Annotated in this window: 21 protein-coding genes; 13 read left to right on the forward strand and 8 right to left on the reverse strand. The window is 49.6% G+C overall.

The genetic code is table 11. From position 1 onward, the window contains the following. Window positions 1-18 precede the first annotated feature (18 nt). Window positions 19-2061, reverse strand: a complete 2043-nt coding sequence (locus ACX9NY_RS15920) for a B12-binding domain-containing radical SAM protein (protein WP_472473731.1) — start codon at window positions 2059-2061, stop codon at window positions 19-21. A gap of 522 nt (window positions 2062-2583) precedes the next feature. After that, the gene (gene recQ / locus ACX9NY_RS15925) at window positions 2584-4464 is read right to left on the reverse strand and encodes a DNA helicase RecQ (protein WP_339240531.1); all 1881 of its coding nucleotides are present in this window, start codon (window positions 4462-4464) and stop codon (window positions 2584-2586) included. Between the two features lie 335 nt (window positions 4465-4799). On the opposite strand from recQ, the gene ACX9NY_RS15930 reads away from it, so the two are divergent. After that, window positions 4800-5324, forward strand: coding sequence for a DUF5412 family protein (locus tag ACX9NY_RS15930; protein WP_472473733.1), 525 nt, complete (start codon window positions 4800-4802; stop codon window positions 5322-5324). 382 nt (window positions 5325-5706) lie between these two features. Here ACX9NY_RS15930 and ACX9NY_RS15935 read toward each other — a convergent pair whose 3' ends face one another. The 5 genes from ACX9NY_RS15935 to ACX9NY_RS15955 form a co-directional block, all read right to left on the reverse strand. Beyond that, entirely contained in the window at window positions 5707-6837 is a 1131-nt protein-coding gene (locus tag ACX9NY_RS15935) for a glycosyltransferase family 2 protein (RefSeq protein ID WP_472473735.1), read from the reverse strand. Window positions 6838-7299: 462 nt separating this feature from the next. Continuing rightward, window positions 7300-8052: a class I SAM-dependent methyltransferase gene (locus ACX9NY_RS15940; protein WP_472473737.1), complete on the reverse strand. Its 753-nt coding sequence runs from the start codon at window positions 8050-8052 to the stop codon at window positions 7300-7302. Further along, window positions 8039-9565 carry a nucleotide sugar dehydrogenase gene (locus ACX9NY_RS15945; RefSeq protein ID WP_472473739.1) on the reverse strand — a complete coding sequence of 509 codons (1527 nt, stop codon included), beginning with the start codon at window positions 9563-9565 and terminating at the stop codon, window positions 8039-8041. The genes ACX9NY_RS15940 and ACX9NY_RS15945 overlap by 14 nt, the downstream gene beginning before the upstream one ends. A gap of 63 nt (window positions 9566-9628) precedes the next feature. After that, window positions 9629-10618 (reverse strand): polysaccharide biosynthesis protein, encoded by a 990-nt coding sequence (locus tag ACX9NY_RS15950; RefSeq protein WP_124113486.1) that lies wholly within the window; start codon window positions 10616-10618, stop codon window positions 9629-9631. A 17-nt stretch (window positions 10619-10635) separates the two neighbouring features. After that, entirely contained in the window at window positions 10636-11325 is a 690-nt protein-coding gene (locus tag ACX9NY_RS15955) for a glycosyltransferase (RefSeq protein WP_472473741.1), read from the reverse strand. 327 nt (window positions 11326-11652) lie between these two features. On the opposite strand from ACX9NY_RS15955, the gene ACX9NY_RS15960 reads away from it, so the two are divergent. Then, entirely contained in the window at window positions 11653-12363 is a 711-nt protein-coding gene (locus ACX9NY_RS15960) for a GT-D fold domain-containing glycosyltransferase (protein WP_472473743.1), read from the forward strand. Window positions 12364-12589: 226 nt separating this feature from the next. Here ACX9NY_RS15960 and ACX9NY_RS15965 read toward each other — a convergent pair whose 3' ends face one another. Further along, entirely contained in the window at window positions 12590-12997 is a 408-nt protein-coding gene (locus ACX9NY_RS15965) for a hypothetical protein (protein ID WP_339240503.1), read from the reverse strand. A 188-nt stretch (window positions 12998-13185) separates the two neighbouring features. Between ACX9NY_RS15965 and ACX9NY_RS15970 the strand changes: the two genes are divergently transcribed. From ACX9NY_RS15970 to ACX9NY_RS16020, 11 genes are all read left to right on the forward strand, one after another. Then, entirely contained in the window at window positions 13186-14334 is a 1149-nt protein-coding gene (locus tag ACX9NY_RS15970; RefSeq protein ID WP_472473745.1) for an RluA family pseudouridine synthase, read from the forward strand. Between the two features lie 80 nt (window positions 14335-14414). After that, window positions 14415-14993, forward strand: coding sequence for an SLOG family protein (locus tag ACX9NY_RS15975; RefSeq protein ID WP_339261351.1), 579 nt, complete (start codon window positions 14415-14417; stop codon window positions 14991-14993). 167 nt (window positions 14994-15160) lie between these two features. Then, the gene (gene speD / locus ACX9NY_RS15980; protein ID WP_253432081.1) at window positions 15161-15976 is read left to right on the forward strand and encodes an adenosylmethionine decarboxylase; all 816 of its coding nucleotides are present in this window, start codon (window positions 15161-15163) and stop codon (window positions 15974-15976) included. 184 nt (window positions 15977-16160) lie between these two features. Next, window positions 16161-16571: a flagellar basal body rod protein FlgB gene (gene flgB, locus ACX9NY_RS15985; RefSeq protein ID WP_253432078.1), complete on the forward strand. Its 411-nt coding sequence runs from the start codon at window positions 16161-16163 to the stop codon at window positions 16569-16571. 148 nt (window positions 16572-16719) lie between these two features. Next, on the forward strand, window positions 16720-17751 hold the full coding sequence (locus ACX9NY_RS15990; protein WP_472473748.1) for a GNAT family N-acetyltransferase: 1032 nt from the start codon (window positions 16720-16722) through the stop codon (window positions 17749-17751). A gap of 18 nt (window positions 17752-17769) precedes the next feature. Beyond that, the gene (locus tag ACX9NY_RS15995) at window positions 17770-18633 is read left to right on the forward strand and encodes a helix-turn-helix domain-containing protein (RefSeq protein ID WP_472473750.1); all 864 of its coding nucleotides are present in this window, start codon (window positions 17770-17772) and stop codon (window positions 18631-18633) included. A gap of 68 nt (window positions 18634-18701) precedes the next feature. Continuing rightward, a complete protein-coding gene (locus ACX9NY_RS16000) occupies window positions 18702-19229 on the forward strand; it encodes an ankyrin repeat domain-containing protein (protein WP_339240500.1) in 528 nt (175 codons plus the stop codon). A 224-nt stretch (window positions 19230-19453) separates the two neighbouring features. Next, window positions 19454-19969, forward strand: a complete 516-nt coding sequence (locus tag ACX9NY_RS16005; RefSeq protein WP_339240499.1) for an RNA polymerase sigma factor — start codon at window positions 19454-19456, stop codon at window positions 19967-19969. After that, entirely contained in the window at window positions 19966-21282 is a 1317-nt protein-coding gene (locus ACX9NY_RS16010) for a DUF4179 domain-containing protein (protein ID WP_472473752.1), read from the forward strand. Before ACX9NY_RS16005 ends, ACX9NY_RS16010 begins: the two co-directional genes overlap by 4 nt. Window positions 21283-21376: 94 nt before the next feature. After that, the gene (locus tag ACX9NY_RS16015) at window positions 21377-22420 is read left to right on the forward strand and encodes a S66 family peptidase (protein WP_472473754.1); all 1044 of its coding nucleotides are present in this window, start codon (window positions 21377-21379) and stop codon (window positions 22418-22420) included. A 64-nt stretch (window positions 22421-22484) separates the two neighbouring features. Beyond that, entirely contained in the window at window positions 22485-22790 is a 306-nt protein-coding gene (locus ACX9NY_RS16020; protein WP_472473756.1) for a hypothetical protein, read from the forward strand. Window positions 22791-22933 lie beyond the last annotated feature (143 nt).

Consider the following 22933-nt stretch of genomic DNA (forward strand, 5'->3'; position numbering starts at 1 on the left):
GAAATATGGTCGCTGAACCTACATGGCAGCGGCTTCTTCTCCCAGCGGCAGCATGTAATACTGCGCCTGCTGCCCTTCGTGCTGCTGGTACACAACGACCAGCAGCGTCCGGCCTTTCGCGGCAAGCGGGCTGGCGCCAGCTAGCACACGCTCAAGCCGGAACGGAAGCACATCCAGTACGGTGTGCTTCTGCAGTTCCTTTTCGCCGAGACCAAGGTCGGCGAAAGCCCGGGCACCCATGACCGTCTGTGCGGTCATGGCCGAGGTCATCGGCAACGCACGCGAAGCGTTGCCGTCTTCCCCGTCCGCCGCTCCATCCGCGGCGGACCCTGTTGCGTCGCCCGCAGGGAGCGACGCTGCACCCCCGGCATCGCTGCCGATCACACCCGCCGCATCTGCGGCAGAGTCTTCTCCGGCAGCAGCCGAACTTGCCACAGCGGCACTCGCACCCGTGCCGCTACTTTCCAGCCATGCCGTGCCAGCGGCACCGGCAACACGTGGCAGACGAACGTCTTCCGGACGTTCAGCCAACGTTTTCATATAACCCGCCCACTGGTCTTTCTGGAGCGGATCTTCCCACCAGATTTTGCGTGGTTTGTATTTGTGGCCGAGGAAATAGTCCAGCTTCATGAGGCCAAGCACGACATCCATATGCGGCGTATTCCGCGACTCCAGGAAGCTGTGCAGACGCGTGAACAGATCCTCCAGTTGGTGACCAATCTTCTGCCAGCCCTGACCTTCCCAGTAATCCCCGAACGCCTGGAAGAAATCAAATGGCGAGTTGAACTCCTGCTCCATCAGATACTTCAGCGTGTGATCCATCCGGTGGGCGTTCCAGTATTTCTCCAACACATCTTCCAGCCGCTTCAAGCGCACGATGTCGCTGAATGGCAGCACATCACTGCCCAGAATCTCATACGGCGCGTGGTCCATATACGTATAGTTGTACTTCTCTGCATCCAGACGCAGACCCGTACCACGCAACATTTTGAGGAATCCGAGTTGAAGCTCTTCCGGCCCCAGTGCAAATACATCGTTAAACGTCTTGCGGAACGTATTGTAATCTTCCTCCGGCAGTCCGGCGATGAGATCCAGATGCTGGTCGATTTTTCCACTGGCTTTGACTTTGTTGACGGTCCGGCTCAGCTTGGTAAAGTTCTGGCGGCGTTTCACCAGTTCATTTGTCGGATCGTTCGTGGATTGAACCCCGATCTCGAAGCGGAATGTGCCCGGCGGTGCATTCTCTGCCAGATAATCCAGTACTTCAGGACGCATAATATCCGCTGTGATTTCAAACTGGAACACCGTCCCCTGATGATTCTCGATCAGGAATTTGAACATTTCGAGCGCATAATCCCGCTTGATGTTAAACGTCCGATCCACAAACTTGATCAGCTTCGCGCCCTTCTCAATCAGGTACAGAATATCCGACTTGGTCCGCTCAATATCGTAATACCGCACGCCGACCTCAATACTGGACAGACAGAACTGACAACTGAACGGACAGCCCCGGCTGGTCTCAAAATAAACCACACGTTTCCCGAGGTCGGGAATATCCTCTTCAAATCGGTGCGGTGACGGCAGATCGTTCAGGTCCGCTTTTGGACGTCCTGGCATGAGAATGACCTCTTCCCCTTTGCGATACGCCAGTCCATACACGAAGTGGAACTTTTTGCTTCCTTGCAGCTCCGTCAAAAGCTGATGCAGCGTCTCTTCCCCTTCACCCATCACGATGAAATCCACATTGGGAATCCGGTTCATCCAATATTCCGTGTCGTAGGACACCTCCGGCCCGCCAAGCAAAATTTTCACGTCAGGCATAACCTTTTTCAGATTATCAATGACCTTAATCGTCTCTTCAATGTTCCAGATGTAACACGAGAACCCAATCACGTCCGCGCCGCGCTGGTATAGATCAGACACAATGTTCATGACTGGATCTTTGATCGTATACTCCGCCAGGTCAATATCAAAATCCTTCTCACTGTACGCCTTCAGACAACGCAAGGCCAAGGAGGTATGGATGTACTTTGCATTTAATGTAGAAAGAATAACCTTCATGGTTCACAACCTTTGCCTGGACACCCAGACCATATTTTTTGGTAAAAGTAAAGCTGCACAGCCATCCTGCCCTGGATGCTGTTCATGCAAACCTCTTTGAACTAGCCATTCCATGTCTCATGGACATTTTCTACTTTTGTCTTTCAAAGATTGGACACTCTTTTCAAAAAGACATATACACCCCGCCAAACTAAAAACACAACATACAGTGCACAACCAAATAAATAAAACCACATATTGTACATGCTACTTTCAGACATTCCTAACGCCAATGTCCACCCTTTGAAAGACAATTCACCTTAATTTGTCCACAATACAGAGACACACTATAGTCCAAGTTCATTTCAAACTTAATTGCGCTCCGGCTTTCGACAGGTTTGAAGATATCCTCTGGATGGACATATAGCACCTCTACAATCATTTATGCTTTACGCACCTGAGCCTCAAAGACCTGAAAGCGCGAATATAACCACAATTCACACTTCATCCCAACTTGCTCATATCTGATTATACCTTCGCATACTACTCAAACTCGTAAAATGCATCATCATCCGTATCGACTTCTTCGCCCGATTGCTTCTGGAAAAACTCCAGGAACGGCAGTCCGTACTTGCGATACTTGACCTCACCGACCCCTTTGATATCCAGCATGTCACGTTCTGTCTGTGGACATACCACACTCATCTCGCGCAGGGTCGCGTCATTGAAGATAATGTACGATGGTACATGCTCTTTCGCCGCCAGATCACGCCGGATCAGACGAAGTTGTTCAAATACCGTCTCGTTAACCGCAGATGGCATCGCATCGCGTCCACGACGTCCACCATAATTCGTACCCGAAGCCGTCGCCGCTGTCTTGCGCACGACACGTTGCATTACTTCACGCTGACCTTTGAGCACTTCCACCGCAAGTGGCTGCAAACGAACGACCGGATACTGCCCCTCGGACAGCATCAGATATCCTTCCGATACCATCACGTTGATGATCTCCGATATCTCGCGCTCTGTCCGATTCCCCATCACACCGTAGGTGGGCAGGGAATCGAAGCCATAATCGAGCACCTTTTTGGCACGGGAGCCTTTGAGCACCGAAGCGACCAGCGATACACCATACCGTTCACGCATGCGGTGAATGCAGCTGAATATTTTCTGAGCATCAATCGTCATGTCTACCAGCTCACGGTCGTCCGTACAGGAACTGCAAATACCGCAAGGTGTGTCGTCATGCACCTCACCGAAATAATCCAGCTGCGCACTGCGCAGACAACGCGTCGTGTAACAGTAATCCACCATCTGTTGCAGCTTCCGGTAATCGTTCTGTTTGCGGTCGCCCTCCATCGGATTCTGCTCAATCAGGAACTTCTGGGTGATAATGTCCTGTGCCCCGAATAACAGAATACACTGACTGGGCTCCCCGTCCCGGCCTGCACGTCCGGCTTCCTGTACATATGCCTCCATGTTCTTCGGCATGCTGTTATGAATTACGTAACGCACGTTCGATTTATCAATCCCCATCCCGAACGCATTCGTTGCCACCATCACCCGGATATCATCGTACAAAAAAGCTTCCTGGCTCTGGGCCCGTTCATCGTCCGTCATGCCGGCATGGTAGCGTCCAGCAGGCAATCCCGCCTGCAACAAACGCTGATGCAGATCATCCACGTCCTTACGGGTCGCGGCATATACAATTCCAGGCTCGCTGGCATGCTCGCGCGCGTAATTCAGGACAAAGTCCTTCTTGCTCTCGCCGCGAAGCACGCTAAACGCCAGATTATCCCGCCCAAGTCCGGTCACATACGTCTGCGGGTCCTGCAAACGCAGCAGCCGCAGAATATCGCCCATGACCTCGGGCGTCGCTGTTGCCGTGAAGGCCGCAACCACCGGCCGCTCTGGCAAACTGTCCACAAACGGCGCTACCGCCAGGTAGCTTGTCCGAAAATCATGTCCCCACTGTGATACACAGTGGGCCTCATCCACAGCAACGCACGAGATCGGCAAATAGCCCATCTCCTCGCGGAACCAATCCAGCTCCAGTCGCTCAGGCGCGACATAGAGCAACTTCAGCTCACCGCGCTGCGCCGCGCGGATGCGATCATTCACTTCTTTGCCGCTAAGTGTACTATTAATATACGCGGCAGCAATTCCGGCGGTCGTCAACGCATCGACCTGGTCCTTCATTAATGAGATCAACGGGGAGACAACAAGCGTCAGACCCGAATATAACAGAGCGGGGATCTGATAACAGATCGACTTACCGCCCCCGGTTGGCATAATGCCGAGCGTATCTTCACGTTCGAGCAGGCTGGCTACAATCTTTTTCTGTCCCTCACGGAAGTCGGGGTAGCCATAATATTTTTGCAGGAGACCCTGCGCTTCTTCAATAGTAGGTGTTTGCACACTCATGTAAAGACTCCTTACTTATCACCGGTGTTCTTCCACCAGCTTGGTCCGATCCGATTCTGACATCCGAAAGCGGCTCATATACCGCATCCTTGACAACAAAATGGCGTTCTCATGACTTGTCCGTCAAGCAAACGCCGCTCCCTTTAGTTTAACGGCCCAGCCCCGAATGAGCAACCGCGTTTTACTGTAAAATGCTCGAACCTGCTTTAATCAATAACATAATGTGTTACCATCAATTAACAAATAGCTTAAAGAGAGAACCTTGGCATATCTACATCTACATATCGATTTCCTTATTGTTCCTAACCAACACCTTCAAAGGAGAGTAATTTATTATGAAACAACAACATCCTCATGGAATTAATCCTTCAAACAAATCACCATCAAAGTCATGGATACGTCGACACCCGATTCTCACTACATTTACACTATTGATCCTTGTGCTGTTTGCTTCCGTATTCCTGTATTTCTGGCTCCGTCCATACTTCTCCACATTTGACCGTTCCGAGCTGGGAGATCTGAGTTATTCCATGCCTTCGCGAAACGGTGAATATACTGCCGAGATTTACGGCGTACCTTACGGTGGTGCGGCAGGCGGCGTTACGATCTGGGTCGATGTGAAGAAGACGGATGCCCCAGAGGACTCCACGGTAAAAACGATCTATCGTGCCGAGCACCATGGGAATAACCATCTCGAATGGGAAAGTGAAAACACACTCCGGATTGAAAACTGGAATGAATACACGGATGAGACCATTACCCTCAATATCGATGACGAAATATATGATGGACGGGGCTGGGCGTGCAAAAGCTTACGGATGAAAGACCACTATGTGCGTTGCCTGGCACCCGAAAAGTAAAAGTAGCTTAGCAGCTAAAATGATGGCCCCGAGCACTCAAGGTCTCATCTTGATGCGTAATCTTCACTGCATCGCACACCAGAAGTTCTACGCTGTGGAAGGCTTGTGAACCCCCCAAAAAATGCTTACTTACATTACATCATGATTGGAGATACATTTGGGGTACGCGAAGCGTAAGAAGCCCCACTCACCGACTCTTTCGGTTAAGCGGGGCTTCTTTTGTTCATTAACAATTCGTATCTATCGGACTTAAAACATATGGCAGCATTATAATTTATCTATCATTCTGCTTCTGCTCTTTCACTTATGCTTCAATCTATTTGCCTTATTTCCTTTTCCCCGCTTCAAACGCTTCAGTCCTCATCTGCCCCAGTTCGTCTCCTTACTTACGAGGTGACTCTGCACCACGTTCTTCCCGTTCCTTCATCTCTTTGCGCACCACTACTTCGAGTTTCTGCCGATTGGCAAGTAGCCCTGGATCGTTGGGCAAATACTCACGGGCTTTGGTGTTATGCATCAATGCCTGCTCCCAGTTGCCTAGATGAGCATAACAAAGGGAGAGCCGGGCATGTGGTAGCCAAGTACGACAGGCGACAGGCACCGGGCGAAGACCTGGATCGCGGCTGCTCACATCGACTGCCTGCATATACCAATAGATAGCCGAGACGGGTTCCTGGCGCTCATGGAAACAGGCAGCAATGGCACAGCAGAAGTCGGCATGCGGCAGATCATACTGGAACGATTGCAGCAATGCCCCCAGCTTGCGGCCCGTCTCGCCCAGTCGTTCATAACATTCCGCCAGCCTCGCGCAGGCAATCAGGCGATCCTCGCGGTAACCGCTTGGCTGTTCCAGCAGCTTCGCGTACCCGCGTGCCGCCGCCGCATACTGCTGGCGGTCATAACATTCGCCTGCATAATAGAACAGCAGGCGACCTTGGGCTACGCCCTCTTCGGCGATCCATTTGCGCAAAATGCGCACGTTTCGCGCCGAATGATGTCCCGCTTCGCGGCGATGCGTGACGGCAATGTCTGCCGTAATGACCTCGCCCCGCGGGAAGCTGAGCTGCTCGTGCAGCCGGCCATGCCAGCGGCACCCGGCATCCCGCTTGACCAAGCGAAGGCGTCGGTCCGTCACAAGCGGACTTCCCTCCGGCCCCTCGGCCAGCGTGTAGTTCAAGATCACAGCTTCCGTCTCCCCCTCAGACGGAAGCTGCTGCTTCAACACCTCCAGCTTCGCCCGTTCCGCGGGCAGCAGCACATCGTCCGCATCCAGCCACAGGATATACTCCTGCGTGGCCTTGGCGAATGACTCATTCCGCGCTGCTGCAAAGTCTTCCTTCCATTCATACGTGTAGACCTGGTTGGTGTACTGCGCAGCAATGTCCATCGTGCGATCTGATGAACCGGTATCCACAATGACGATCTCGTCGGCGATGCCAGCAACCGAATCGAGACAGCGCGCTAGCATGCGTTCCTCGTTCTTCACAATCATGCACAGACTGATGGTGATCACATTTTGAGCTCCTTCCTGTCGTACGCGTATTGCAAAATGTCATGACGGCTTTGCTCTTTCATTGACTAGTTACTTCAAACAAAGTACTAGCACTCTCATTCCGTCAAATCTCAAAGTCCAATAAAGAATACATCGACATCATTTTCACTATGGCTAACGAACCGAGGTAACGCTATTAGGTGTATTTCAGCCACTTGGAAAAACTAACGAATCTGAGGCGCGCTATCCTTGCGTTTTAGGCATGCATTCCTCTTTTATCACAGCTTTCTAATGAAATAGCGTCGCTTAGATTCGTTAGATTTGTCACCTCTCGAAAATCACCAATATAAGACGTGTGAGATTCGTTAGAACATAGACTGTCCTTGTCCTTGACTTAGGCTCTAACCCTGCCCTTGCCACTGTCTCTCCCCCTGCCTTGCCACTGGCCGTATCTCTTTTCTTTTTCCTGCCCTGTTCCCACCTTTACTGCTGCCCTTCCCCGCTCTCCTGACGACGAAGACGTTTCACCTGCTCCACCGCACTGTCCAGTGCCTTCTTGCGTTGTTTCATTACGCGGAGATGCTGTTGTTCCACCTCGGCAAAATGTGCATGATCCAGCTCCATCCACTCCATCAGTTGATCTAACGTTGGCGACATATGAAGCTGTGTACTCCGCCGTCTGCGGGCCACGCAACATAGATATTTATGATGAACTTCCAGTTTCAAGACTTCGAAATAGGGCATCAGACACATCGCCAGATTTCCTGCATAGAAGGTCTGCTTGTGATCATAGAACGGATGATATCCATATGGCACGGTTACCACCAGCGTCCCCTCTTCTTGTAACAGCCGATGAATCTGAATCAATAACGTCTCTGGATGAGCAAAATGCTCCAGTACTTCTCCCAGTAGTACCGTGTCAAAAGTCGTTCTGACTTTCCATTGCGTAATATCCAGCATCCGAAAGTCCACATTATTCCTGACCGGCCTGGATTCTTTGGCTAGCTCGCTTTGGGCATACCGGATACTTTCTTCCTCCAGATCAATGCCAGTGACACGAAATCCTTCACGTGCCAGCAGAATGGACGTAATGCCCTGACTACACCCGACATCCAGAATACGTTTGCCAGTTGCCTCACGGCACATCCAGTGAACACGCGTCCTCGTCGCTTCATGAGAATCTTCCGAGTTAATCTCGCCATAGTAACGTTCACTCACACGATCATGATTTGCCATGGGCGTCTCCCTGATCCTCGTCGGGGCCGATGGCAACTTCATGGTGAGCTGCACCATCCTTGACTGCCGTTTCTTTTTGTCCTACCGATGCTATACTCTCCTGTTGCTCGCATACTCCCTTCACCTCAGGCCGCACAGGCTGGCCCAACACCACAATATTTCCTCCGTGGCATCCGGCCGTTGCGTTGCGTGTATCGAAGATCAGCTTCGCATGATCCGCCATCTCCTGATAATTGAATCCCGTATGATCCGTTGTGATGATCACCAAGTCAGCCCATGCCCACAATTCCGGCACCGCCGGACTAGCGTGCAGCACTGTGCCATCATCCTTGCGGAAGACAGGCACCATCGGATCGGTGAAAACGACTTCTGCCCCCGCTGCGCTCAGCAGCCGAAAGACGTCCAGCGCAGGTGATTCGCGCAAGTCATCGATGTCTTTTTTATAAGCCATACCCGCCAGCACAACGCGCGCACCCCGCAGAGATATCCCCTTTTGCTCCAGCAATTCTGCTGAACGCTTCACTACGTTCTCTGGCATCTGTCGATTGGTTGCATCTGCCAGCTGGATGAATTGCAACTCTGATCCTTGCCGGCTTGCCGCCCAGGACAGATAGATGGGATCGATCGGGATACAGTGTCCGCCGATGCCTGGACCGGGATAAAATGGCATGTAACCAAACGGCTTGGTGGCCGCAGCACCCAGCACCTCCCAGATGTTCACGCCCATCTGTTCACAGGCCGGAGTCAGCTCATTGACGAGTGCAATGTTGACACTGCGAAATGTATTTTCGAACAGCTTCGCCGTCTCCGCTACCGTCGTTGAACTGACCGGAACAACTTCGTTGAGGAACGAGCCGTAGAACTGTTTACCATACTCCAGACAGGCAGGCGTAGAGCCGCCAATGATCTTTGGCGTATTTTTCACACCATAATGCACACTGCCAGGATCTACCCGTTCGGGAGAATAGCAAACGTAGAATTGTTCTCCCGCCCGCCAGCCGTTTGCCACTTCTATCGGTTGTTTCACGACTTCTTCCGTCGTGCCCGGATAAGTCGTGCTTTCCAATATAACAAGACTACCCTCCTGCAAATATGGAGTCATGCCATCCACCGCAGACGCAATATACGAGATATCCGGTTGATGCTCGGCAGTCAGCGGAGTGGGCACACAGATTACAATGACATTCGCCTGTGCCACCGCTGTATAATCCGTGCTGGCCGTGAACAAACCTGCCTTCATGAGAGACTGCAGGACTGTATCATCTATACCGATAACATACGAATGTCCGGCACGCAGCTTGGCTACCTTGGAGGTATCGATATCGATCCCGTGAACCCGATATCCTGCCTGGGCCATCTCGATGGCCATGGGCAAACCTACATAACCGAGACCGATGACAACAGCTTTCAAGGAGCGATCATGAATAGGTTGTATTGGGGTCGGTGGCTGTAATTCTTCATTTCCTTCGTGCTGCTCATGCTGATGATTCTCTTCCATTCCTTCCAACTCCAAATGCTCCGCCTCCCTTCGCTGGGCGTGTCTGAAAACTCCGTTGAAGCCGTTTTGAGACACACCCTAATCGATATAACCGCCTGCACGCAAAAAACGGGCAATCGCTGGTTTGTTCATCATGGCACTGTCCGAACGATACTCGGTGAAGTTCACATGTGACAGGCTGCTGTACTGATCCGTCAGTCCCTTGTCCTGGTGCTCCGGCAGGATCACATAATACTGTGCATCGTATTGACGAGTGCGCGGTGCTTCAAAGGGCGAGATCAGCACTTCATGCAACTTCTCGCCCGGACGAATTCCGGTCACCTTGTAATCGAAGGATGGACGACCTGCCTGTTCCAACATGACGGAGGCCAGATCCGTCATCTTGCAAGCTTTCATTTTCATCACAAACGTCTCCCCGCCCACGGCTGCCTCAGCGGCCTTAAGCAGTAAATGTATGGCCTCGGTACGCGTAAGGAAAAAACGGGTCATGCCTTTGTCTGTAATGGTCAGGCTCTTGCCTTCATCGATCTGACGACGGAACAAGGGCACGACACTTCCGCTGGTTCCAAGCACATTACCGCCGCGGATGCAGACAAACCGGGTCCCTTCACTCAGCCAATTGGCACGGATCATCATTTTTTCACCCAAAGCCTTCGTCATGCCATATACGTTAATCGGATCTACCGCCTTATCCGTGGACACATCAATAACTTTGGGAATCTGCATACGGATCGCAGCCCGAATAATGTTCTGTGTGCCGATCACATTGGTCTTGAACGCCTCATCCGGCTGGTCCTCGCAGACCGGCACATGCTTCAGCGCAGCCAAATGGAAAAGCACATCCACGCCCCTGCATGCATCTTCCACTGCCCGATAATCCCGGATATCTCCAATGATGAATCGCAGACGCGGGTCATGGTTGAACTCACGCTGCATTGCAATCTGGGCGTATTCATTGCGTGACAGAAGGCGAATCTCAGCCGGGTCCTGTTCCAGCAGCACCTCGGTCAGCTTTTGACCCCAGGAGCCTGTTCCTCCGGTGATCAGAATCGTTTGTCCTTGAATCATCGATGAATCCCCCCTGATCAGATCATGAATTCGCGTAATACCTGGGCCATCTCATCCCGGCTTAATCGGTCTTTTGGTGGTACTTTTTTCACTGAAGTATTGCTTGAATGTACGATGTTGACATAATTGCGCGGAGCAAGCAGTTCATGCGGCAAGTCTATGACATTGCCATGTGTACCTCTGCCCGGAAGCTTGACCCGGTATCCGGATGCGTACTCCGCTGTTTTATACAGGTAGACATAGAATTGCGGAGAACGATGAAACGCTGGTGCCATTTCGTTGTTCACGCTATCCCAGAGATAGCCGTTCTGGTTAATCAATGCCATCGTCTGCGGCTGTGGCTGAATATCGTAGAGTTGCTGAACAAAGGTTCTATGATACAGATCATCCGAATCCAGACGGGCAATATAGATATCCTCTGCTCCTTCAGCAAAAGCCAGAATGGCACGCACACTTTCAATATTTGTTCCAAAACGGATATTGGAAGGGAGCGGCTCTTGACCTGCCAGAATCTCCTGCATCAACTCCCCCGATTCCTTGGACAGCTTCACCACGGTCAGGAAATCCTGATTCGTCTGTGCCTTCAGGCAATGCAATGTGAACGTGCGGAAGATGCTCATTCGACGTTCCAGCCACTCCCGCGTCAATCGCTGCGGGTCCATCCCGTAATTGTTGAAGTTAATCTCAATCACAACTTTCCTGGACATAACATTCCTCCTCATGAACGCTACTGCATGATCCTTTTACAGCATACAGACCGTTTTCATAGTATTGATGTCGTCTCTCTCGATGCCGTCTCTCAATGAGCCACATCTATCACATTCATATCTCTTCCAAGCAACATCTCCTTTGGAATCCAGCACTCTATAACGTATGAAACGTTAATAGAAGCGGTACCGACAGATGTACTGACTTTCATATAAATAGATTCATATACGCCTGAAGATGAAGCCCTGCGGGTCGAACGTACATATCGTTGCTCCAGTCGCAACATAGAATAGAGCAGTTCTATTTTCAAAGGGGGCAATCGCTGAATGGATTCGATCTATCTTGAACTGGAAGGTGTGCTTGAGCAGCTTGAAACGGCGCTTCTTGAACAGCGTCCGCTCTCTCTTGTACGTGTCGGCGATGGCGAGAATATCGTCATGTCTCAAGAAACCGTATGGACCACGGAACGGGTCCTTCAGGAGCGTTGGGCCAAGAAAGCCAATTTAGGACAAAAGGGATTGCGTCTTCCCAACCCGCAGCTCCGGGATGAAGTTGCCGCTTCCTTGCAACGGGCGGATATCGTCGGCGTTCTTCCCCGTGGTGACAGTACCATTAACGCGCCGGATTATCTCAAACGACCTCTGACCGATATGGTGTTTGCCCACTTTGGCATCTCTCCCCCACGGACTTGTCATGCCTGTGTCAATCGGGAACTGGCACAAAATCCTCGTTTCTGGCAGATGCTTGCAGGCAAGCGTGTGCTTCTCGTTACCCGTGAGACCGAAGCCTTGCGTGCTACGCTCGAACGTGAGCCGTATCATTTAAACATCGTGACTGCACTGCCCTTCGACAGCTATGATCACATGCAGGAAACACTCGAGTGGATTCAGACGAATCAAGATACCTTTGATGTCGCTCTCTTCTCCTGTGGTGTCAACGCGGTTGTTCTGGCTGAGCGTACAGCTGCACTGGCCGGCAAAGTCGCCATCGACTTCGGCAAAGCCAACAACATCATTCTGAAAGGACGTGCCAACTGATCCCCCTGGACACCTCCATCCTTCAGATGAGTGCGCCGCCTTGACTGTACAGACATTTGTATGACAAAAACCCCCGGCTCCTTAAGCCAGGGGTTTCATGCTGAGCGCTAGTCGAGATATATTGCGACACGACCTTCTACTTCTGGTTTCTGGGAAATGAAACGAACTCTGCCGTCAACATAAGCGATGACGAGCACTCTGCTTATTGATATTACGCCTTTCACAACTAACCAGTGGCTGCAATACCGTATAACATCTCCGGCCCGGTTCTTACTGCTGTGGACACCCCCGAGATGAACGAAGTATACACACTTTCCAGTGCGGGTGGTGCAGACAGGTCCTGAGCTGTGAACGAATGAAATTCGGCACCGCCGTTCTGTCCAATCGTCCCTTCAGCACGGTAGATGACATAGAATGGATCATATACGAATCCCCGTACCAGCTCCACCACAAAGGTATCTCCAAGTTCTCCCGTAACCCCCACTGTTCCGTTCAACGTAATAATGGGATTCACCACGCCTTGAGTCTGCAGACCAATCGCGCCAAAAGCTGTCGGGGATTCTGACAGCGACAAACCGGGCTGTCCAACAGTTCCCGAGTTCATCGAAGTTCTCATATCGAGAAACACGCCCATGAGTAACACCTCCAATGCTATGGGATACCATATCCTATGAATCTCACAACTCTTCGGATTGGATGTATAGCAGTTTCATGAACCTATTTTTATTTGTCGACTGTTAATGGTATATTGGACTGCATAACGAAATGAACGGATCGTATGCACACAAGCGGTACAGGCTGTTCAGAAGGAGATTACTATTCATGAATAAACGCAAACGTCCAACAGGCAAAACATCGGCCTCGGCCAAGGGAAAATCATACGCAGGTTCATCTACAGCACGTTCCGGCAAGTCTAACTTCTCATCTGCAAAATCATCAGGTGCTTCCGCATCACGCAATACGGAGGAGAATAAAAAACAACTAGCTACCAAATCATCAGCCGCACCGAAGAAAGCCGGAGGTAACAAATCCAAAAATGGCAGTGCTTCCAAGCGCCCGGGCAATGCCTATTATCGCAAGCAGGAACCACCACGCCAGTACAAAGTCACCGAACCGGACGAACTGCTGAACTTCCTGTTGCAGCATTTGAAGTCGGGACGGAACGCGGTGAAGTCCATTCTGGGTCGTGGACAGGTGTCCGTGGATCAGAAAGTCGTAACCAAGTTTAATGAAGCACTAACGCCAGGTCAGATTGTCTACATCCGAAAAGAAGGTGCAGTCGCTGCTCCATCCTTGACGGGTATTAACATTTTGCATGAAGACGATGATATCATCGTGATCCGCAAGGAAGCCGGACTGTTGTCCATTGCCGCTGACAAGACGGATGATCTGACAGCTTATCGCCAACTGACAGAGCATGTACGCCGCACCAATCCGCTGAACCGGATCTTTGTCGTCCATCGTCTGGATCGGGATACATCGGGTGTAATGATGTTTGCCAAAAGTGAAGAGGTACAGCAGAAACTGCAAAACAACTGGAAAGAAAATGTGCAGGACCGTGTCTACGTTGCCCTTGTTGAAGGTGCAGTAGCCAAAGAAGAAGGCACCATCTCTTCCTGGCTGAAGGAAACCAAAACACTGAAAATGTACTCCAGCTCTCGTCCGAATGATGGACAACATGCGATCACGCATTACAAACGTCTGAAGTCGAACCGCGACTTCTCTCTGCTGGAAGTACGTCTGGAGACAGGTCGCAAAAATCAAATTCGTGTGCACATGGAAGATCTCGGACATCCGATTGCCGGTGACCGAAAATATGGCGCACGCACAAGAGACCTCGGCCGCCTCGGACTTCATGCACGTATACTCTCATTTATTCATCCGACAACGGATGAGCTGATGTCATTTGAAACGGATATTCCGAAACCATTCCTGTATCCGTTCCGTGCAGATGCTCCACCTGCGAAATAACTGCATCTGTAGTGTGTGTCTATAGAAAATATAGAAAATTCCACTGATCCATTGATCATGCCTGAAAGGAGGAACGGACACTGAAAAATCTGTTGATTACCGGTTACCGGGCACATGAATTGCAAATTTTCGGACAGAAGCATGAAGGTATTCCTTTTATTAAAAAAGCCATCTCTTCCCGCTTAACGCCTATTGTCGAGGATGGTCTGGAATGGGTGCTGACGCCGGGACAATACGGTGTGGATCTGTGGGCATGCGAAGTCGTGATTGATCTGAAGAAGACGTATCCACATCTGAAACTATCGATCATTACTGCCTTTCAGAACCCCGAGGAACAATGGAAAGAAGACAAGCAGGAGTATTACCGTTCCATCCTCTCGGGTGTGGACTATTACGGTGCGATTAGCAATCAGCCTTATATTGGACCGTGGCAGTTCACTGCCCGGGATGACCTGTTGCTGCGTAAAAGCGATGGTCTTCTGCTCGTTTATGATGAAGATGCCGGGGAAGGCAGTCCCCGTTTTGTGAAGGAAAAAGCCGTGAAGAAACAGCAGAATGAGGACTATACGATCATCAGTGTCACTTCAGAGGATATCCAATCGGTAGCTGAAGATGAGCGCATGAACGATATTGTAGACTTCGACGATTCTTCCTTCTGAATCATGCTGGATCAATGCAGACCGTTCAAGGTCCATCCGTTCACATCCATCATCAGAGGAGATTAACATTCCGTATAACGTACATATGTTTTTTTTGGAGTCAGGTTGGGTATAAGTAGTATTATAACTGCGATGATATGTCGTATGGGATAAGGGGAACTGCAACCATGACAATTACGCCAGAGCAGCGCATTCAACTGCATGGATTTAACAACCTGACCAAGTCGCTGAGCTTCAATATGTACGATATCTGTTATACGAAAACCAAAGACGAACGCGAAGCTTACATTGAATATATTGATGAACAATATAACGCCGACCGGCTAAGCAAGATTTTGAACAACGTCTCCGACATCATCGGGGCCCACGTGTTAAATGTTGCTAAGCAGGATTATGTGCCTCAAGGTGCCAGTGTGACGATCCTTGTCTCGGAAGGTCCTATTGTGGAGATCCCCGAAGAATCACTCGATGAATCTCCCGGCCCTCTGCCCGATAACGTCGTTATGCAACTGGACAAAAGTCATATCACGGTGCACACCTACCCAGAGTTTCACCCTAGTGAAGGCATAAGTACCTTTCGTGCGGACATTGATGTCTCCACCTGCGGTGAGATTTCACCGCTCAAGGCGCTTAATTATCTGATCCACTCGTTTGATACAGACATTATGACGATGGATTACCGGGTACGTGGTTTCACGCGGGACACCAGTGGACGCAAGCTGTTCATTGACCATGAGATCGGCTCGATTCAGAATTATATTCCCGACGAGATCAAGAACAGCTTTGACATGATTGACGTGAACGTCTATCAGGAGAATATTTTCCACACCAAATGTAAGCTGAAGGAATTCGACCTCGATAATTATCTGTTTGGGTACACCAAGGATAAGCTCAGCAAGAAGGAACAACAGGAGATTACGGAGTGGCTGAAGCTGGAGATGGACGAGATCTATTACGGCAAAAATATGAATCGTCCCACTTAAAAGTCTGCTCGAAGGCTGATCCAGAAAGCCAGCCAAGGTCTAAGACAAGATTTCATGAAGGCAAGGTTCTCTTCAAGAGCCTCCGGCATGTGCTTGTCTTTTTCTATGTTATGTTGACAGTGTGCAACTTTATTTTTTATTATAGGAGTAACTGTATTAATATGCAGTGAAGGAGACTGAGCCTGTGATCGAAACGAATACCACAAGACGTAACGAATCACTGTTACAAGCGCTTACTGCACAGCACAATGCCATTACCAACAACATAGCCAATGCAGACACGCCCAACTACAAAAAGAAAACGGTGGAGTTTCAGGAAGAGCTGAGACGGATCGTTGAGAATGGCAAAACAGATCAGCTCGCCATGAAGCGGACTCATGAAAAACACTTCCCTGTCAGTGATCCCCATTCTTCCATCGTACAGTACCGAATTGTCGAGAACAACGAAACCACGATGAACAATAACAACAATAACGTTGACATTGACAAGGAAATGGCGGACCTTTCAGAGAACCAACTCATGTATAACTACATGGTTGATCGGGTCAGTGGACATTACAAAAAAATGAAGAATTTATTGAATGATCTGAAATAATGAATGTACAAGCAGCCCGAAATGGCTGCTTTTTTTTGTTGTTTTTCAATGAATGTAGACGGTTTAGTGCCATTTTTCGGTATCTGCTCCTGTTCGTAGTATAATGGAATGAAATGAAAGATTTCATATCGAACAAAAGAGGTGCAACATGGCTCCACGTCATTTAAATGCTTTTCAAGGTTCCAAAGTCAGACTCGCAGCCCCATGCCCGGAAGATTGCATGCGTCTCTCCCGCTTCACGGACGATTACGAATATTTGCGCAACATGGATACCGATATTGCTGTTCCATTAACGCCGGATGAGACAGGCTCCTCCTCTGTCCGTCGAGACAATGGCTTTGAATTTGCATTACGTACACTGGAGGGAAATCGATTCATTGGCTTCACCGCCCTCTACCGGATTGAATGGAACAATCGCTCCGCCCGTCTCGCCATTGGCATCGGTGAAGAAAATGATCGGGGTAAAGGATATGGCAGCGATGCCCTCGCTCTGATTCTCCGATATGGCTTCCATGAATTGAACCTCAACCGGATTGCGCTGGAAGTCATCGAATACAATGAAGCCGCGAGACGCGCATACCTAAAAGCCGGATTTCGGGAAGAGGGGCGTCAGCGTTCTGCAGTTCTGCGGGATGGCATGCATTATGACCTGATCTCGATGAGTATCCTTGCGGAAGAATGGTCGGCACAGTCTGGGCTTCCACTGTCGTTCGGATCTAATCGTTCTGCCCCTGCTGCCGAATCCGGAAATAGGGGAGCTGCTGATTTTTCACCTCGCATTGGCGTAGGCGCGGTCATCCTGAATGATCGGGGCGAAGTGCTCCTAGCCTGGCGGAACCGCCAGCCTGAACAGCACACCTGGAGTATTCCTGGCGGGAAAGTAGATCCCTATGAGTCCCTGGAGACAGCCGTCATCCGTGAAATCAAGGAAGAAGTGAACCTGGATATCGCCATCGACAGCCTGCTCTGCACGGCGGAGACAATCCAGCCACAACAGCAGGAACATTGGATATCCGTGCTCTATTCCACCAAGGTGATTGGCGGCCATGCTCGTAATCTGGAAGAAGGCGGAGCCATCGGTGAGATCGGCTGGTTCCCGCTCCATGATCTGCCTTCTCCACTCGCTTGTTTTGCCGTACCTGGGCTGGAAGCTGTGAAGAAGCTATATAACCAGAATTAAGCTTGGAGGTGCTTGCAAGTGTTGAAGATTCCGCTTCCTCGACCTGTACCCTTCATTCTGCATGAATCGAGTTCCCAATATGATTGGAAAGGCAGCGGCTCGCTATCACTGAAAACATTCCGTAACGGAAAAACCCTCTATGAAGCGGGTCGCGGTCACTTCGCAGTCAACAATGAGAACTATCTGCTTCTGAATGAAGGTCAGGAATACAGCCTTCACATCGATTCATCTACTCCAGTTGAATCCTTTTGCATCTTCTTTCCTCCCGGTTATGTGGAAGAGATTAGCCGGAATCTGATTAGTAGGGATCTCCGGCTACTTGATGAGCCGTATAGTTATTCATCCCCAAGCAAAATGGAATGGATAGAACGTACATACGTAATGCATAATCGGCTTGGCGTAGCCCTGAATCATTTCCGTAACTTGTACAGTCGAGACATGCTGGATTCCTGGGCAACAGAGGAGCAACTTCATCAGCTCGCCGTTCATATGTTGGATCTACACCGTAACATTCAACAAGAGATTAACGAACTTGATATGATCAGACGTTCAACCAGGGAAGAGTTATATCGAAGGGTCTATATCGGGCATGAGTATATCTCAGCCTATTATGATCAGCCGTTAACGCTTGAACAGACTGCAGCAGCTGCACAACTATCCGTGAATCATTTTCTACGAAGTTACAAAAAGCTGTTCGGCACTTCACCCCATCGTTATTTGACTGAATGCAGACTACAAGCAGCGAAACGACTTTTACTTGATACGGACAAGTCTGTCACCAATATCTGTTATGATGTGGGGTTCGAAAGTCTCGGATCGTTCAGTTCATTATTTACCAGACGCTTTCATAGCTCTCCTTCCCAGCTGCGGGCAAAAAGGTGATTATGAAGAAGAACCTCTGAAGAGTAACATTTATAATTAAATTATCTCATCAGATGGAGGTAATCCTTATGGATCATGCAGAACAGATGAATCAATTATTTCAGGCTGCACAGGCTGGAGATGCGGTAACCATTGCTGGAATTCTCGCTTCTCAGCCGGAACTCACCAATACGGAAAATCAGGATGGGTTAACTCCGCTGGGGTATGCCTCTCATTATGGACAAGCAGGAGCAGTTCGTGTTCTTCTGGAGCGCGGAGCCAATGTTAACGCCCTGTCTCATTCGAAAATTTCCTTTATTCCGTCCAATACTGCACTGCACGCTGCTCTTGCCGGGGAACGTTCTTCCGAAGTGATCGGCCTTTTGCTTCAACATGGGGCATCCACGAGCATTTTGGACAGTGATGGACAATATGCACTGCACTCGGCAGCATTTCATACGGATCAGATCGAACTTATCGAGATGTTAATCCAGTATGGTGCAGATCCACATGCGCTGAACTCAGCGGGTCAGACCCCATTGGACATTGCACTTGAACGCGGTAATACGTCTACAGCTTCATGTCTGCGAGCAGCCGTTGCAGCTCAGCAGCAATAATGTTTAGCTAGCTTGGACAATAACATGAATAACCGTCAGGACTCTTTTTGGAGTACAAAGAGAAGGTCTGACGGTTATTTGTGTTGTCCTCTACGTTCTCGTATACATATGTAGTTCAACTTCTATAGAAATCTCACAATACATCATATTTTTTTCAGAAAACAAGAACCGTTTGACACCTTACACGGTCTAATACTCAACACAACCATGAAAGGAGGAGCCATGTGACCCCTACTCAGCTCACTATCGCCGCACAAAAAGGGGATGCCGAGGCTTTTGCAGCCTTAATGGAATTGCATCATAGTCGACTGTACCGCATCGCCTATGCCTACCTGCACAACCAAGGTGATGCACTGGAGGCCATTCAGGAATCAACCTTCCGGGCATTTCGTAAACTCAAAAAATTAAAAGAGCCATCCTACTTTGGCACTTGGCTCATCCGCATTCTGCTCAACTACTGCGCAGACGAACGCAAACGCAAAAGCCGTTTCAGCCCCGATACGGCGATTCATGAACCCAGCAGCTGGGATCGTCCTGCCGACCCTGATCTTGCTGCCGCCGTATCCAACCTTGATCGGGATTGTAAACAGATTATTATCCTGAGTTATTTTGAAGGTTTCTCCCTAACCGAAGTTGCTGATATTCTGGAAATCCCGACCGGAACCGTCAAATCCCGATTACATCGGGCACTCGGACAGCTCCGGGATCAACTTGAAATGAAAGGAGATGCATCTTCATGACGGATGAACAAAAATCATTCGACGCATTGGAAGAACGTCTGAATGCTCGTAAGACGGAATACGAAACCATGCCAGTACCTGATGCTGCCTCCCAGGCTGTGCAAGCGGGAATTCGCCAAGCTGCCCGTAAGCGAAAGTCCCGGCTGCGCTGGTATATGAGCTCCATCTCGGCTGCTGCCCTCATCCTGCTGTTTACGGGATGTATCCGTGTCTCTCCCGCTTTTGCATCCTTTGTGGAGCAATTGCCTGGCATGGAAGGCATTGTGAGCATGATTCGCCAGGACAAAGGATTAATGATGGCGATCGATCAGTCTCTCTTGCAGAAGGTCGGTGTCACCGACGAGCATGATGGTACTTCCTTGACCGTTGAAGGCATTATCACAGACGAGTCACGTATGGTCATTTTTTACACGATGAAAGGCATGAAAGATCCCGAGAAATTCAACTATGATATCGATCTGCTCGATGAGAACGGGAAAGATCTGCCTGTTGCGTTTAGTTACGCTTCACCTAAACCAGCTTCAGAAAGTGGTGTTTATGAGGATAAAATCGATGTCTCATTCACCGAATCTTTACCGCCACAAGAGCTAACCATTATATTTAAAGAACAGGATAAGGAAACGAATAACAAGTGGAAGGTCACCTTCCCAGTGGATCACAGCTTAACGAAAGACATGAAAAAAATCATCTCCGTAAACCAAACAATGACCGTGGACGGGCAGCGTATTCATGTAAAACAGGGCGTTCTGTATCCCACTCGCCTTGTACTTGACATCGAATATGATCGCAACAACACCAAAAAAATCTTCGGCATTCCTGATCTGCATTTGGTAGATGAGCAAGGCCGAGCATGGCGAACGGATTCATCTTCCATCTCTGGCTCTGGAAATTCCGTCTTTTTCGAAAGCATGTATTTTTCCACTCCGAAAAAACTGACGCTCCAAGGGTCTGGTCTTTCAGCAGTGGATAAGAATGAACTAGTTATTAGTATCGATCCATTATTGGGTGAAATCCAAGGTGGCCCATCAAATTTGACATTTTTGAAAAGCTCAGTCCAGGGCAAAAATCTGATCCTCGAGTTTTCAATTGCAGACGCTCAAAATGCTACTTCGGGGCTATCATTTACCAATGTCGAGGACAGTAAAGGGAACCCATTCGACATAAGTGAAGTAGGCTGGAGCCCTTCCGTCTTTGAAGCAAGAGTTGTCATTAAAAATGGGGCCGCAGCCAAAGGAAATCTGACAATGGAAATATTCTCTTATCCTGATCAAATTCGCGCACCGTTCTCTATTGATATTCCTGTGAATCCTTAATCTAAACGCAATGTGCTTTCAATAAATGGATTAATCTATATAATGGAAATATTCATGAAGATGAGCAAAGTGAACAGGAAAGGGTGTTTTCTCAATGAATCAACGTTCTATCCGTTATCCGCAGCCACTCGCTCCGGGAAATACCATCGGTGTAGCTGCACCCTCCAGCGGTGTAGGCGAATCCTTGCACCATTATCTTGAGGAGAGTAAACGCAACATGGAGCGCCTTGGTTTTGGCGTGATAGAAAGCCCATCGCTCCGCCAGAACATCAAATGTGTGAGTGCCTCCAAAGAGCAACGCGCCGAAGAGATGAATGAATTTCTTCGCAATCCAACTATTCAGGCCGTTATCCCTCCATGGGGCGGGGAGTTTCTCATGGATATCCTGCCCCTGCTGGATTGGGAAGCTTTGAAAACATTGCCGCCCAAATGGGTCATGGGTTATTCGGATATCAGCACCTTTTTATTCGCATACACCCTGCTCACCGGCACAGCGACAGCGCACGGCACCAATTATGTGGATTTAAGATCACACGCCCTTGATCCCGTAACTGCGCGCTGGATCGATGTATTACAGACCCCTTACGGCGGACAGATTACACAATCGTCTTCCACGCATTATCAATCGGAATGGAAAATGGAACTACCTGGATTTAACCTGGATACACCCTCACGCTGGAAACAGCTCGGCCATTCGGAAGATGCAGTTACCGCTGTATCGTTCTCCGGTCGACTGATCGGTGGCTGTATGGATACCATCACCTGTCTGATCGGCACCCCGTATGCACCCATGCAATCGTTTTTGGATCAGTATTGTGCAGAAGAAGGAACCATCTGGTATCTGGAGAGCTGTGAGATGAGCGCAGGGGATATTTACCGTCATCTGTGGCAGATGAGACAGGCTGGCTGGTTTGCAGGCGTGAAAGGTTTCATGTTCGGCCGACCTGCGGGTTATTCCGATACAGCGGATTTCAATTTCACGGATGCCCTATCCGCTGCAATTGGGGATCTGGATGTTCCTGTACTGTATGACGTGGATCTTGGTCATATGCCGCCCCAGTTAACCTTTGTGAATGGAGCATTGGGCAAAGTCGCCTATGAAAATGGACGCGGGAGCCTGGAGATGGCGTTTGTGTAATCACCCTTTGTAGGCAGATGCATACCTTGAAGTAAGAACTTATTTTGAGGAAGGGTTGTGCATCATGTCTGAATCCACATCCACGCCATCCATGCGTGTCGTGTATCAAGCCAATCAACCGATGCTTCAATCCGTGCAAAGTGTGCGGAATATGCTTCATCATACAGCCCGACAGCATATAGGCAAGAAGGTACAAGTCCAGAATATCGATGGTCAAGTGTGGGAAGGTGTCATCATCAGTGCAGACCGGGGGATTTTGTATCTCCAGGTTACCCCGATGCATGGATATCCTGAACCGCGCGCGTTGTTTGGACCTACGACTTTGCCGCTTGTGCTGTATGAATTGTTGGTTATTACCCTGTTGATGTAGGATATTGTTCCTGTTAATCCGTTTATATCCGAACCTGTTCCAAGAAGCTTCGCTCCTGAGATCTTCAAGTCTTGGGAACGAAGCTTTTTTATGGTCTTGGCGATGGTGCGGTATGATTCCTTGCGGGCGTGTGAAATATGATA

Source organism: Paenibacillus sp. CB74 (genome assembly GCF_055687625.1).

Excerpts from the sequence above, each read along its gene's own strand:
- ACX9NY_RS15920 (WP_472473731.1), bottom strand. The coding sequence starts at position 2,061 with ATGAAGGTTATTCTTTCTACATTAAATGCAAAGTACATCCATACCTCC.
- recQ (WP_339240531.1), bottom strand. The coding sequence starts at position 4,464 with ATGAGTGTGCAAACACCTACTATTGAAGAAGCGCAGGGTCTCCTGCAA.
- ACX9NY_RS15930 (WP_472473733.1), top strand. The coding sequence starts at position 4,800 with ATGAAACAACAACATCCTCATGGAATTAATCCTTCAAACAAATCACCA.
- ACX9NY_RS15940 (WP_472473737.1), bottom strand. The coding sequence starts at position 8,052 with ATGGCAAATCATGATCGTGTGAGTGAACGTTACTATGGCGAGATTAAC.
- ACX9NY_RS15950 (WP_124113486.1), bottom strand. The coding sequence starts at position 10,618 with ATGATTCAAGGACAAACGATTCTGATCACCGGAGGAACAGGCTCCTGG.
- ACX9NY_RS15955 (WP_472473741.1), bottom strand. The coding sequence starts at position 11,325 with ATGTCCAGGAAAGTTGTGATTGAGATTAACTTCAACAATTACGGGATG.
- ACX9NY_RS15960 (WP_472473743.1), top strand. The coding sequence starts at position 11,653 with ATGGATTCGATCTATCTTGAACTGGAAGGTGTGCTTGAGCAGCTTGAA.
- ACX9NY_RS15965 (WP_339240503.1), bottom strand. The coding sequence starts at position 12,997 with ATGGGCGTGTTTCTCGATATGAGAACTTCGATGAACTCGGGAACTGTT.
- ACX9NY_RS15970 (WP_472473745.1), top strand. The coding sequence starts at position 13,186 with ATGAATAAACGCAAACGTCCAACAGGCAAAACATCGGCCTCGGCCAAG.
- speD (WP_253432081.1), top strand. The coding sequence starts at position 15,161 with ATGACAATTACGCCAGAGCAGCGCATTCAACTGCATGGATTTAACAAC.
- ACX9NY_RS15990 (WP_472473748.1), top strand. The coding sequence starts at position 16,720 with ATGGCTCCACGTCATTTAAATGCTTTTCAAGGTTCCAAAGTCAGACTC.
- ACX9NY_RS16000 (WP_339240500.1), top strand. The coding sequence starts at position 18,702 with ATGGATCATGCAGAACAGATGAATCAATTATTTCAGGCTGCACAGGCT.
- ACX9NY_RS16010 (WP_472473752.1), top strand. The coding sequence starts at position 19,966 with ATGACGGATGAACAAAAATCATTCGACGCATTGGAAGAACGTCTGAAT.
- ACX9NY_RS16015 (WP_472473754.1), top strand. The coding sequence starts at position 21,377 with ATGAATCAACGTTCTATCCGTTATCCGCAGCCACTCGCTCCGGGAAAT.
- ACX9NY_RS16020 (WP_472473756.1), top strand. The coding sequence starts at position 22,485 with ATGTCTGAATCCACATCCACGCCATCCATGCGTGTCGTGTATCAAGCC.